12 protein-coding genes and 1 pseudogene are annotated in these 12,291 nt (G+C 63.5%); 9 read left to right on the top strand and 4 right to left on the bottom strand.

The window, feature by feature from the left end:
* Nucleotides 1-111: 111 nt before the first annotated feature.
* The 4 genes and pseudogenes from ACVOLO_RS16240 to ACVOLO_RS16225 all read left to right on the top strand — a co-directional run.
* Nucleotides 112-204, top strand: a pseudogene (locus ACVOLO_RS16240) (IS1595 family transposase); the annotation flags it as partial.
* A 115-nt stretch (nt 205-319) separates the two neighbouring features.
* Nucleotides 320-721 (top strand): hypothetical protein, encoded by a 402-nt coding sequence (locus ACVOLO_RS16235; protein ID WP_481571356.1) that lies wholly within the window; start codon nt 320-322, stop codon nt 719-721.
* Nucleotides 718-1,125 (top strand): hypothetical protein, encoded by a 408-nt coding sequence (locus ACVOLO_RS16230; RefSeq protein WP_481571355.1) that lies wholly within the window; start codon nt 718-720, stop codon nt 1,123-1,125. The genes ACVOLO_RS16235 and ACVOLO_RS16230 overlap by 4 nt, the downstream gene beginning before the upstream one ends.
* A gap of 51 nt (nt 1,126-1,176) precedes the next feature.
* Nucleotides 1,177-1,389 (top strand): hypothetical protein, encoded by a 213-nt coding sequence (locus ACVOLO_RS16225; RefSeq protein WP_481571354.1) that lies wholly within the window; start codon nt 1,177-1,179, stop codon nt 1,387-1,389.
* A gap of 295 nt (nt 1,390-1,684) precedes the next feature.
* On the opposite strand, the gene speA is transcribed toward ACVOLO_RS16225, so the two are convergent.
* Nucleotides 1,685-3,574: an arginine decarboxylase gene (speA, locus tag ACVOLO_RS16220; RefSeq protein ID WP_481571353.1), complete on the bottom strand. Its 1,890-nt coding sequence runs from the start codon at nt 3,572-3,574 to the stop codon at nt 1,685-1,687.
* 237 nt (nt 3,575-3,811) lie between these two features.
* On the opposite strand from speA, the gene speE reads away from it, so the two are divergent.
* Nucleotides 3,812-4,669: a polyamine aminopropyltransferase gene (gene speE, locus ACVOLO_RS16215; RefSeq protein WP_481571352.1), complete on the top strand. Its 858-nt coding sequence runs from the start codon at nt 3,812-3,814 to the stop codon at nt 4,667-4,669.
* Between the two features lie 72 nt (nt 4,670-4,741).
* On the opposite strand, the gene ACVOLO_RS16210 is transcribed toward speE, so the two are convergent.
* Nucleotides 4,742-5,647, bottom strand: coding sequence for an aspartyl/asparaginyl beta-hydroxylase domain-containing protein (locus ACVOLO_RS16210; protein WP_481571351.1), 906 nt, complete (start codon nt 5,645-5,647; stop codon nt 4,742-4,744).
* A gap of 287 nt (nt 5,648-5,934) precedes the next feature.
* On the opposite strand from ACVOLO_RS16210, the gene ACVOLO_RS16205 reads away from it, so the two are divergent.
* On the top strand, nt 5,935-6,597 hold the full coding sequence (locus tag ACVOLO_RS16205) for an RIO1 family regulatory kinase/ATPase domain-containing protein (protein ID WP_481571350.1): 663 nt from the start codon (nt 5,935-5,937) through the stop codon (nt 6,595-6,597).
* A gap of 208 nt (nt 6,598-6,805) precedes the next feature.
* Here the strand turns inward: ACVOLO_RS16205 and ACVOLO_RS16200 are convergent, their stop codons facing one another.
* The gene (locus ACVOLO_RS16200) at nt 6,806-7,144 is read right to left on the bottom strand and encodes a P-II family nitrogen regulator (RefSeq protein ID WP_057635941.1); all 339 of its coding nucleotides are present in this window, start codon (nt 7,142-7,144) and stop codon (nt 6,806-6,808) included.
* A gap of 178 nt (nt 7,145-7,322) precedes the next feature.
* On the opposite strand from ACVOLO_RS16200, the gene ubiK reads away from it, so the two are divergent.
* The 3 genes from ubiK to ACVOLO_RS16185 all read left to right on the top strand — a co-directional run bounded on the left by ubiK (nt 7,323) and on the right by ACVOLO_RS16185 (nt 10,704).
* Nucleotides 7,323-7,583 carry a ubiquinone biosynthesis accessory factor UbiK gene (ubiK, locus tag ACVOLO_RS16195; protein ID WP_481571349.1) on the top strand — a complete coding sequence of 87 codons (261 nt, stop codon included), beginning with the start codon at nt 7,323-7,325 and terminating at the stop codon, nt 7,581-7,583.
* 8 nt (nt 7,584-7,591) lie between these two features.
* A complete protein-coding gene (locus ACVOLO_RS16190) occupies nt 7,592-9,100 on the top strand; it encodes a YifB family Mg chelatase-like AAA ATPase (protein ID WP_481571348.1) in 1,509 nt (502 codons plus the stop codon).
* Between the two features lie 77 nt (nt 9,101-9,177).
* Nucleotides 9,178-10,704: an esterase/lipase family protein gene (locus ACVOLO_RS16185; RefSeq protein WP_481571347.1), complete on the top strand. Its 1,527-nt coding sequence runs from the start codon at nt 9,178-9,180 to the stop codon at nt 10,702-10,704.
* A 9-nt stretch (nt 10,705-10,713) separates the two neighbouring features.
* On the opposite strand, the gene ACVOLO_RS16180 is transcribed toward ACVOLO_RS16185, so the two are convergent.
* Complete coding sequence (locus tag ACVOLO_RS16180; RefSeq protein ID WP_481571346.1) at nt 10,714-12,177, bottom strand: aminotransferase-like domain-containing protein; 1,464 nt, start codon at nt 12,175-12,177, stop codon at nt 10,714-10,716.
* Between the last annotated feature and the right edge of the window lie 114 nt (nt 12,178-12,291).

Below are 12,291 nucleotides of genomic sequence, written 5' to 3'. Positions count from 1 at the left end.
GTAACGATCTGACTCTCAGTGAATTTGCTCTTGCGCATCGGGGGGCTCCTTGGGGCTAGTTTGCCCGGAGACCTCTAAAAATGCCTGGATCAAGTTTACGGGACGGCGACAAGCTTCCCGTTGTTCCTCAAAGAATGTGAGTTCCGCTTCAACTGCGGAACCCACAAACAACAACTCAAGACGCTGAAGGAGTGGGCTGGAATCCAGCCTTATCTACGACAGCCCCAAAGGAAATACGTATGGCGACACGATCTGTCGCTATGGCTTCCCATCATTCCCCCAACGCAGCCAATCCGGCTGCCTTCAAAAGGGTGCTCTGATGGAAGCTCTGGCAGTCCTGTTTTTCCTGTTCAACCTGTTTGTCATCCTGCCGCTGCAGGTCTATGCCTTCATCCGCGGCATCAACGTGCAGCGCTACAACCTTGGCATTGCCAAGGGACGCCGCTACAAGCAGGGCTTCTGGTGGCGACAGGCGGTGGCGCTGGCACGCTCGCGAAAGGCCGGTGGCGTCAACTTCGTTGTCACCGCCGTGCTGGCTGCTATTGGTCTGGTATTGGCTTTCTCCATCAACGCCTGGCTGCAAGTTGGACTTTGCAGTTACATCCTGGTCAACGCTTTGGTCGCGTCCAGCTTCTTCGCCACACAGCTACCGATCCTCGACGCCGAGTCGGCGGCTGCACCCTGTGACAGAGCTGTCAGCACACCGGAGGCGACGCCTTGATCTGCGCTACTCGTGTCATTGGTGCCTGCAGCCTGCTGCTGGTGCTCAGCGGCTGCAGCGGCGCACCGGAGTGCAGCAGCAGCGACAGTCGGCATCTACTCGGCGACATCATTGAGGAAGCTTTCGAAAAGTCCGCCTACGGCAAGGAACTGCGGCCGCTGGTCGAATATCGACTGCGCAGCATCCAGACCTTGGGATACGACAAGGATGTCGACCGTTATGAATGTGCCGCGACGCTGGAAATTAGCCTGATCGGCAGCGACGCAAAGCTTGTGGAGCAGGACATCGAATACGACGTCTATCTCATCCAGGATGATGAGGCAGATTTTGAAATCAGTTTCGATGATGGCATAGACACAGCCATCAACAGTGCAGCGCTGCGTAAGACCATGGGCTGGCGCTGATCAAATCCCGAGAATCCCCCTCGCCTGCCTCGGCGCAGACAGGAGCTTTCAATGGCTATTCCCAGCCCACCGATCACTTTCTATTGCCGCAACTGCGATTGGAAGAAGTCACTGCCGATGCAGATTGGCGACTGCCGGCTTCCAGGGCTCAGCCGCTTCCCGTCCTGCCCAAACTGTGGGCGCGAAGATACGGTGGAAGAACGGCGTGCCGGATTGCTTGAGATCGTGGCAGCTCATCTTTCTCAAAACACCCGCAGCCGCTGATGCTTCTCAATGCAGGCGACATGGGTTGTCGCTTGCAGACCTCACCATTGGCTCAACCCTGGGTGTTTTCAGCACCCGGCCTTTCAAACAAGGAGACAGACATGTTCAAGATCGTGGGTAGCGTCGTTGTGTACGGATTCGCACTTTTGGGCCTGGCCGCATACCTGGACAAGGCGCATGGTGATGGGCGCTTGTTTGCAGACGACTGAAGACGAGCCGTGGCGATGTGAACCTGCCCTCACCCCCAACCCCTCTCCCGCATGCGGGAGAGGGGCATCTGGTCTCGTTTTCTTTGTTAGCCCAACGGCTCATCCGACAGATACGTGTAGCCGGTCAGGCCTGCTTCCAGGGCGGCGTCCAGCTCTGCTGCACGCTCGGCCGGCAGATTTGCCGCCGCTACACGCTCGCGGTACGAGGCGCGCAGATCGGCCAGGCTGTAACCCACGTAGTCCAGCATCACGTCAGTGGTGTCGCCACGGCGCTGCTGGGTGATCGCATAACCGTCGGCGTCCACCACCACTTCCACGGCGTCGGTATCGCCGAACAGGTTGTGGATGTCGCCGAGGATTTCCTGGTACGCGCCGACCAGGAAGAAGCCGATGCGGTAGCTCTCGCCGTGGCGCACCGAATGCAGCGGCAGCGAGCTGTCCAGGCTCTCGTTCTCGACGTAGGTCTTGACCATGCCGTCCGAGTCGCAGGTCATGTCAGCGACGATGCCGCGGCGGTCCGGGCGCTCGTTCAAGCGCTGGATCGGCATGATCGGGAACACCTGGTCAATCGCCCAGGCATCGGGAATGGACTCGAACACACTGAAGTTGACGAAATACTTGTCGACCAGACGATCGTTCAATTCATCCAGTGCCGGACGATGGCTCTTTTCGTCGTAGCTCAGGCGCGCACGCACGGCGTTGGCGATGGCGTAGAACAGGTCGTCGATGCGCGCACGCTGCGGCAGGTCGATCTGGCCCAGTGCATACGCTGCCAAACCTTCGGCATGGAAATGCTGCGCCTCCTGGAACAACTCCACCGCCGGGCGCTGGTCGAGTTCCTCATGGATCTCGCGCAGGTGGCGGATGGCGGCCGGCTCGTCGTCATGCGCTTCGGGCACGCGGCCTTCAGCGGCCTGTTCCACTTCCGAGACATTGGCGATCAACACCGCATGGTGCGCAGTCATCGCGCGGCCACATTCGGTGATGATGCGCGGCGGCGTCAGTGCATGTTCCTCGCAGGCTTCGGCCAGCGGCTGCACGATGTTGCTGGCGTAGGCGTTGAGACCGTAATTGATCGAGCAGAAACTGCGCGAACGCGTGCCTTCGTAGTCCACTCCCAGGCCACCGCCCACGTCCACGTGGGTGATCTTGGCGCCCAGCCGCGACAGCTCGACGAAGTAACGCGTGGCTTCGCGCATGCCGTTGGCAATGTCGCGCACGTTGCTGATCTGGCTGCCCATGTGGAAATGCAGCAGGTTCAGGCAGTCGGCGTATTCGGTGTCGCGCAACGCCTTCCACAGGTCCAGCAGCTGGCGCGGTGACAGGCCGAACTTGGCCTTGTCGCCACCGCTGTTCTGCCACTTGCCGGCACCCAGCGAGGCCAGGCGCATGCGCACGCCCAGGCCCGGCTTCACGTCCAGCGCCTTGGACTCCTCCAGCACCAGCTTCAGCTCGGAGGGCTTCTCGATGACGATATAGGTCTGCAGCCCCAACTTGCGGCCGATCAGCGCCAGGCGGATGTATTCGCGGTCCTTGTAGCCGTTGCAGACGATCAGCCCGCCCGGCCGGCTCATCGCCAGTACCGCCATCAGTTCCGGCTTGGAGCCGGCTTCCAGGCCGAAGCCTTCGCCGTGGTGGCTGGCCAGGGTGCCGGCCACGCCACGGTGCTGGTTCACCTTGATCGGGTAGACCGCGGTGTAGCCGCCCGGATAGTCCCAGTCCGCCTGCGCCTGCGCGAACGCGCTCTGCAGCTTGCCCAGGCGCTGCCCCAGGATGTCCGGGAAACGCACCAGCAGCGGCAGTTTGGCGCCGGCGGCGCGTGCCGAATCGACGATCTGCGGCAAGGAAACCGCCGCCCCCTGCGCGCCGGTGGGGCGCACCACGATGTGCCCTGCGGCATCAACATCGAAATACCCGTCGGACCAATGCGGAATCGAATAGGTCTTGCGGGCCTGGTCAAGGGACCAATCGCTCATCGGCGTAACAACTCCTGACTGTGGATGAAAAGGACGCGCATTCTAACGCCTGCGGGGCAAGGCTCCGTTACAATCCGCGACCGCGCCTTACCCCCGGCCTGACAGAGCCGGGGCTCAGGGCCAGATTACGGGTGAAACCCTGCCGTGGCAGGCTCACCGCTGCCCTCATCCGCCCCTTCGGGGCACCTTCTCCCGCCCGCGGGGGAAGGGAAAAGTCCATTGCATCCGGGAATCATCATGACCTCCAACGAAAACTGGTTCATCGAACACTTCCAGCCGACCGGCTCGGCCATTGGTTTCCGCATCACCGGCAAGCTGGACGAAGTGCAGTCGCCGTTCCAGAAGATCGAGATCTACGACAGCACCGACTGGGGCAAGTTGATGGTCATCGACGGCGCCATGATGCTGACCACCAAGGACAACTTCTTCTATCACGAGATGATCAGCCACCCGGTGCTGTTCACCCACGCCGCGCCCAAGCGCGTGGTGATCATCGGCGGTGGCGACTGCGGCACCCTGCGCGAGGTGCTCAAGCACCCGGGCGTGGAAAGCGCCACCCAGTGCGATATCGACGAGCAGGTCACGCGCATGGCCGAGAAGTACTTCCCGGAACTGTGCGAATCCAACGGTGACGCACGCGCCGAGCTGCTGTTCGACGACGGCGTGGCCTACATGGCCAACTGCGCCCCGGGCAGCGTGGACGTGGTGATCGTGGATTCCACCGATCCGGTCGGCCCGGCCGAAGGCCTGTTCAACAAGGCCTTCTTCGAAAGCTGCTTCCGCGCCCTGAAGGACGACGGCCTGCTGGTGCAGCAGAGCGAATCGCCGCTGGCGCTGCTGGACCTGATCAAGGACATGCGTTCGGAAATGGGCAAGGCCGGCTTCCAGTCGTTCAAGACTCTGCCGTTCCCGCAGCCGTGCTACCCGACCGGCTGGTGGTCGGTGACCGTGGCCAGCAAGCAGGCCGGTTTCGGCTTCGGTTTCCGTGAGGCCGATTCGGCCGCCAAGCCGTTCGACACGCTGTACTACACCGCCCCGCTGCACACCGGCGCGCTGGTCAGCCCGCCGTTCGTGGCCAAGGCGCTGGGCGAGTAAGCCCGCCGTCATTGCCAACAAAAACCCCGCGAAATGCGGGGTTTTTTGTATCCGGCCTTCCGCCCCGCAGGCTTACAGCGCCCAGATGCCGGCAATCACCGCCACCACCAGGCCCCACTTGATGGCGTGGTAGGCCAATGCGCTGCGCGCACGCAGCGCCTTGGCCTTGAGGCGGATCTTGTAGATACCGCCAAACATCTTGTTGACCCCGCCGGTGGGATCGCCCGGCAGGTTCGGCGACGCACCGCCGGCCAGCAGTGTGGCCGCCACCGCGCGGTTGAACAGCGTCGGCAAGCCGAAGCGCAGGGGACGGGCGATGTCGCAGAACAGGATCACCCGATCTTGGTCGGTTTCGTTGTGCGCGTGATGGATGTAGGTCTCGTCGAACATCATCCACTCACCGTCACGCCAGCTTTTGCGGATGCCATCCACCTCGATGTAACAGCCGTCGTCATTGGGCGTGCTCAAGCCCAGGTGCAACCGCAGCGAACCGGCAAATGGATCACGATGCGGACGCAGCTCACTGCCCGGCGGCAGCTGCGCGAACATCGCCGCACGCACCTCGGGAATGGATTCAATCAACGCCACCGTCCGCGGGCACAGCGCCTTGGCCGACGGATGCGCCGGGCCGTACCAGCGCAGGTAAAAGCGCTTCCAGCCACGGCGGAAAAACGAGTTGAAACCGGCATCGTTGAAGCTGCTGGCGGCGGCGATTTTCTCGGCATCGCGCAGGGCCACGGCTTCATCGCGGATCACCTGCCAGTTCTGCCGCAGCAGCTCCAACTGCGGGAACTCCTTGCCCGGGTCCAGGAACGGCGTGGTCGGCACCTTGGAGAACAGGTACATGACCACGTTGATCGGCGCCATGAAGCTGGAGTGGTCCAGCAACTGGCGCGACCAGCGCGCGCGCACCTTGCCGCGGAAATGGATGTACAGCACGCAGGCCACGAACAGCGCTGCCAGCACGAACTTGATCATTCGACCTCCCGGCCGCAGCCGGAGTCAGTAAACAGGGGGAAGCACCTACAGCCCAGCGCGGGAGCGTGGTCGCCGGGAGTGCGGACAAACATGGGGCCGGCGGCCGTTCTGCAGAGGTAGCGCCGGTGCAACGATGCTTTCCGCCGGAATTTTCCTACATTTTTTTTACATTCAGCAATTGATGGACTGTTCAGTTTTATAATTCGCCGCACATTTCCAGCCCTGCTGGGCATCGCAAGACCGGCATTTCAAGACGCTTCCCGCGCCGCCGCGTCAGGAAGGTTTTCATGAACACACTGCCTACTTTCGACGGCGAAACGCCGCTCGTTCCAGCCGATCAATTGCTCAAGCGCGGCGAGCGCCTGCTTGAGCCGGACGTATACCGCATTCAGCTTGATGGCCGCCCCGCTGTGGTGAAGGACTACCGCCGCTATCGGGGAACCCCTCTTTCTCCGCTGGCGCGCCTGTTGGTCCGTCATGAAGCCAAAGTGCTGCGCCGTCTGCAGGGCTGGAAGCATGCCCCGGCCTTGCTCGGCACCTTGGGCGGGCTGGCGCTGGGCATGGAATACATCCCCGGCGACACGCTCACCGCCAGTGTGCAGGGCGTGAGCCAGGAGGTCTTCGACCAGTTGCAGGGTGCGCTGGCACGCCTGCACGCGGCCGGGATCACCCACAACGATCTGCACGGCACCAATGTGATGATCAGCGCCGGTGTTCCTGTCCTGCTGGATTTCACTTCGGCGCTGCGTTGGCCGCGCTGGTTGCGCAACAGCCCCATCACCCGCCAGCTGCGCCGCAGCGACATGAAGAACCTGGTGAAGATGCGCCAGCGCCTGACCGGGCAGCGCCCCTCCGCCGAACAGGCCGCCCAGTTGGCCGAACCGGGCTGGGTGCAAGGCCTGCGCCGCACCTGGAAGCAGCTGTACCGGCGGATCAAGCGCCAGGGCTGAGGCCTTACTGCCTGATTGAAGGCGGAAAGCCAACCCTTCCCCAGCCCTCCCCTTCGGCTTTGGCGAAAGAGAGGGAGCGGGATGCTTGAACGGTTAGATTACGGAGTCCCCGTTTCTGCCCCCTCCCTTTGGCATCGCCAGGGGGAGGGCTGGGGAGGGGTGCTCTGAAGTTGCTCCAGACGCCCGCTTCCCCGCTACAGCCACTGAGTCAAAGCGCGTCGGCGTCCACTTCGCCGGTGCGGATGCGCACCACGCTGCCCAGGTCGTAGACGAATACCTTGCCATCGCCGATCTTGCCGGTGCCGGCCGCCTTGACGATGGCTTCCACCACCTCGTCGGCCTGGGCATCGGTGACGGCCACCTCGATCTTCACCTTGGGCAGGAAATCGACCACATATTCGGCACCGCGATACAGCTCGGTGTGGCCCTTCTGGCGGCCAAAACCCTTGACCTCGGTAACGGTGATGCCAGCCACGCCACGCTCGGCCAACGCTTCACGCACGTCGTCCAGTTTGAACGGCTTGACGATGGCCATGATCATCTTCATCGGTCGCTTCCTCCGGGATTCTGGGCGCAGGATACCTTGGACTCAGGCTGACTTGCGCCCTGCCAGGCGCGTGCCTGGGTCGGCGTTACGGCTTATCCTTACGCCCTGCCATTACGGACACCGATTCGCCGCGAAAGCCGGGCCCTTTAGGCTCGCCCGACCCATGCGGAGACCTGCCATGATCGACCTCAACCACATCGATGAACTCGCCCGTCGTCTCAGCGACCTGGTGCCGCGTGGCCTGCGCGATTCGCGCGAAGAACTGCAAGCCACCTTCAAGACCGCGCTGCAGGCAGGGCTGACCAAGCTGGACCTGGTTACCCGCGAGGAGTTTGAAGTGCAGCGCGCCGTGCTGCTGCGCACCCGTGAAAAGCTCGACGCACTGGAACAGGCCGTCACCACGCTGGAAAGCCACAACCCCACGCCGCCCAGCGCCTGAGCCCGGCCATGAGCCTGGCACTGGTGCACAGCCGCGCCCGTGCCGGTGTGCATGCACCGGCAGTGCAGGTGGAAGTCCACCTGTCCGGCGGCCTGCCCTCCACCCAGATCGTCGGCCTGCCCGAAGCGGCCGTGCGTGAATCGCGGGACCGGGTACGCGCTGCCCTGCTCTGCGCACAGTTTGAATTCCCCGCCCGCCGCATCACCATCAACCTTGCGCCCGCCGACCTGCCCAAGGACGGCGGGCGTTTTGATCTGCCCATCGCCCTGGGCATCCTCGCCGCCAGCGGCCAGATCGACCACGCCACTCTGGCCGGCCATGAATTCATCGGCGAGCTGGCCCTGACCGGCGAACTGCGCGCGGTCGACGGCGCCCTGCCCGCGGCCATTGCCGCAGCCGACGCGCAACGCACCCTGATCGTGCCGGCCGCCAATGCCGGCGAAGCGGCGCTGGCCCAGCACGCCCGCGTCCATGCCGCACGCACGCTGCTGGAAGTCTGCGCGGCACTGGCCGGTGACAAGACCCTGCCGGAAGTACAACTGCCGCCCCTGCAGCCGCTGGCCCAACCCGATCTGGCCGATGTGCGCGGGCAACTGCAGGCGCGGCGTGCACTGGAGATCGCCGCCGCTGGCGGCCATCATCTGTTGCTGCTCGGCTCGCCCGGTTGTGGCAAGACACTGCTGGCCTCCCGCCTGCCCGGCATCCTGCCCGAGGCCAGCGACAGCGAAGCCCTGGAAGCGGCGGCCATCGCCTCGGTCAGCGGCCGTGGCGTGGACCCCGGCCGTTGGCGGCAGCGGCCGTTCAGGGCCCCGCACCACACCGCCAGCGCGGTGGCCCTGGTTGGCGGTGGTTCGCATCCGCGCCCCGGGGAGATCTCCCTGGCGCATAACGGGGTGCTGTTTCTGGATGAATTGCCCGAATGGAACCGGCACGCACTGGAAGTGCTGCGCGAGCCGCTGGAGTCGGGCAGCGTCACCATTTCCCGCGCGGCGCGCAGCATCGAGTTCCCGGCGCGGTTCCAGTTGGTCGCGGCCATGAATCCCTGCCCGTGCGGGTGGGCCGGCGACAGCAGCGGCCGCTGCCGCTGCTCGCTTGATGCCATCAACCGCTACCGCGCGCGTATTTCCGGGCCGCTGCTGGACCGCATTGACCTGCACCTGCAGGTGCCGCGTCTGGCGCCTTCGGCATTGCGCGGCGATGCACCTGCCGGGGAAAGCAGCGCCTGTGTGCGCGAGCGCGTCGCGCAGGCCCGTGCCCGGCAGCTGCAGCGCGCTGGCATCGCCAATGCCCATCTTGACCAGGCACAGACCCTGCGTGATTGCGGCCTGGGTTCGGCGGACCATGATCTGCTGGAACAGGCCATCGAACGCCTGCAGCTCTCGGCACGCTCGATGCACCGCATCCTGCGGGTTGCCCGCACCATTGCCGACCTGGCCGGCAGCACCGGGATCGCGCGCAGTCATCTGAGCGAAGCCATCGGCTACCGTCAACTGGATCGCAGCCAGCAAGACCGTTGAGGTGCATCATCAGGCATTACCAGCCAGAGTGAGCATCCGCGCATGGGGCGAAGATGCCACCGACACAGGGATCGACCATGGAACGCATCGAACGTCCGTACTTCCCGATCATCTACGTCCGCGGTTACGCGATGACCCGCGATGAGATCGTTGAAACCACCTCCACGCCGTTCATGGGCTTTGAGGCCGGTTCGACCAAGATGCGCCAGGCGCAGGACGGCTCGATCGTGAAGTTCGTGTTCGAGTCGCCGCTGGTGCGGTTGATGAAGGACTACAACTACCGCGATGTCTATGAGTTCGGTGCCGAGCGCCGCAGCCGCATCTCGCCGCGCTGCATCGTCATCCACCGTTACTACGATCCGGCCGACCCGGCTTTCGGCGATGGCAGAACGCCCTCCATTGCCGATGCGGCCACCAGCCTGGGGCGCCGCATCCTGGAACTGCGCGACAGTATCTGCGGCGACAACGCGGCCCTGCGCAAGGCGTTCCGCGTGTATCTCGTGGCGCATTCGATGGGCGGGCTGATCTGCCGTTGCCTGCTGCAGAACCCGGACGTTGGCACCGCCGAAACACGGGCCATGGTGGACAAGGTGTTCACCTATGCCACGCCGCACAACGGCATCGACGTGGCCGGCATCAACGTGCCCAGCCTGCTGTCGATCAACGACATGAACAATTTCAATCGCAGCACCATGGGCAAGTACCTGAAGGTGCCCAGGGACAAGGTCAATACGCTGGGCGATTCGGGCTTCCCGCCCGAGCGGATGTTCTGCCTGATCGGCACCAACAGCCGCGACTATGCCGCAGCGCATGGCCTGTCATCGTTCGCGGTGGGCTCGTTGAGCGATGGCCTGGTGCGCATTGCCAATGCCTATGTGGAAGGCGCACCGCGTGCGTTCGTCAACCGCAGCCACAGCGGCTACTTCGGCATCGTCAATTCCGAGGAGGGCTACCAGAACCTGGTGCGGTTCCTGTTCGGCGATACCTGCGCCACCGCGCAGCTGGACATCACGGCGCTGCCGTTTCCGCCGGAGATCGAAGCCGCGCGCAAGCGCGGCAAGAAAATCGAATCCTCGTACTACATCGAGGCAACGGTGGCACCGCGCGGCGCCTATACCTACGAACTGACCTCGCGCACCGAAGCCAATCAATGTGCCATCCGCCGCGAGTACAACGAGATGTTCAACGCCGACGGCAGCATCCGCGCGCAGGCACGCTCGCCGGTGTTGTTCTCGGTGTTCCTGGACAGCAGCAGGATCATGGCCGGCAGCGAGATCGCCTTCTCCATCAACCTGGCCGTGACCAATGCCGGCTACCAGGTTGATGGCGCGCTGTTCCTGAAGAACCACATTCCCGGCGAGCACCTGTTCCGCAACACGCTGGTGCTGTTCGCACGGCCCGCCGAGGATGGCAGCTGGCGCCTGCGTTATGTCTGGAGTGACGACCAGTGGGCCGGCGGCCCCAAGAACCAGGCCGAGCTGGATGTGGCACGCAGCACCTCAATTGGCATCACTCAACAGGCGCCGAATGTGTTTACGGTGCCGCTGCGGTCCAGCAAGGGCTTTGAAGCCGAGCTGAAACTGTCGCTGTCCGATTGGGCATGAACACCGCGCTCACGTCGCCCATTCCGGTGGTGTGAACAGGCCGCTGCGCAGCGGCAGGGTGGTCTGCCCGGATGCCTGGTCCAGTTCGTGCCGCAGGCTGCTGATGAAGAGCGGATCGCTCAGGTAAGCCACGTTCAAGCGCGTCCACGGTGAAATCCGCTCGGTATTCAAATTGAAGAACGCACCCGGCGCCAATACCACGCCGCGCGCCAACATGCGCACCGTGAGCAGGCGGGTGTCAGTGATGCCCGGGAAGCGCGTCCACAGGTACAGGCTTTGCTCCGGTGCCATGTACACCTTGGCATCAAGCAGCCGCAGCGTCTCCAGGCCGGTCTGCGTCGCCATCCGCAGGCGGTCCTGCAGGCGTTTGACGTGGCGCAGGAAATTGCCCTCGCGAAGAATGGCCTCCAGCACGCGCTCGGCATATTCACTGCCGCCGAAGTGCAGCAGCATCTTCACGTCGGCCAGTTCCTCGGCGCGGCTGCTTTCGGCGGCAATGAAACCCACCCGCAGTGCGGCCGATATCGACTTGGAAAAACTGCCGATGTAGATGGTGTTCCGCAGTTGGGTGAGCGCGGAGATGCGGGGCGTCGAGCTCGCCTTGAAATCGGCCAGCGAATCGTTCTCCACGATCAGCAGGTCATAGCGGCGCGCCAACTGCACCAGCCGCTGCGCAACCGCATCGGAGATGTCAGTGCCGGTTGGGTTGTGCCCGGAGGCCTGCATGAAGAACACGCGCGCCTTGGTCTGCTGCAGCGCTACCTCCAGGGCAGTCAGGTCCGGCCCATCCACCAGCCGCGGTATCGCAACCGGATGCGCACCCTGCATGCGCAGCTTGCCGAACAAGGGGTAATAACCCGGCTCCTCGACCAGCACCGAGTCACCCGGGTGAACATGGCAACGCACAACCAGATCCAGGGCATGGTTGGCACCAAACGTGGTGACCAGTTGCCGCGGCCCGGCCTCGATTCCGTACCCGGCAAGTCGCCGGACTAGATGGTGGCGCAGCGGCAGATAGCCATAGCGGTTGCCATAGCGGAACAGGCTGCCCACACCGGCACGGGTGATCTGCCGATGGAAGCGATCCAGGCGCATGTCCATCAACCACTCCACCGGCGGAAACCCTTCACCCAGATTCGAGCTTCCCGGATCGCGCACGGCCTGCTGGCGCATCAACCAGATCGTGTCGATCGCACGGTTGTAGCCGGCCGGCTCATCGTCATCATCCCGCTCGATGTTGGTGTCCATGCCCCGCACGAAAAAACCCTTGCCATGCTGCGCATGGACCATGGCCCGCTCACTGAGCAGGTCGAAGGCAGCGATGACGGTGTTCTTGGAGTAACCGTTCAACCGCGCGTACTCACGCAGCGAAGGCAGCTTGTCACCTGGCTTGAGAACACCGGCCAATATCTGGCGGCCGATATCCGTTGCGACTTTTTCAGCCAGCGAAATGGAAGCAGATGCAGTTGCCATGGTTCTCCATAACGGTAAGACATCCAATGATCGGAATGGCTCGCTGGAAATGCCCGGACGCTCCAGCGCAATTCCATTCTCTACAAACAAATGCCAGCCGGGATGTGTTTGCTG

It is taken from the genome of Stenotrophomonas sp. STEN056 (assembly GCF_056759635.1).
This window is presented reverse-complemented; position numbering and strand designations above follow the sequence as displayed.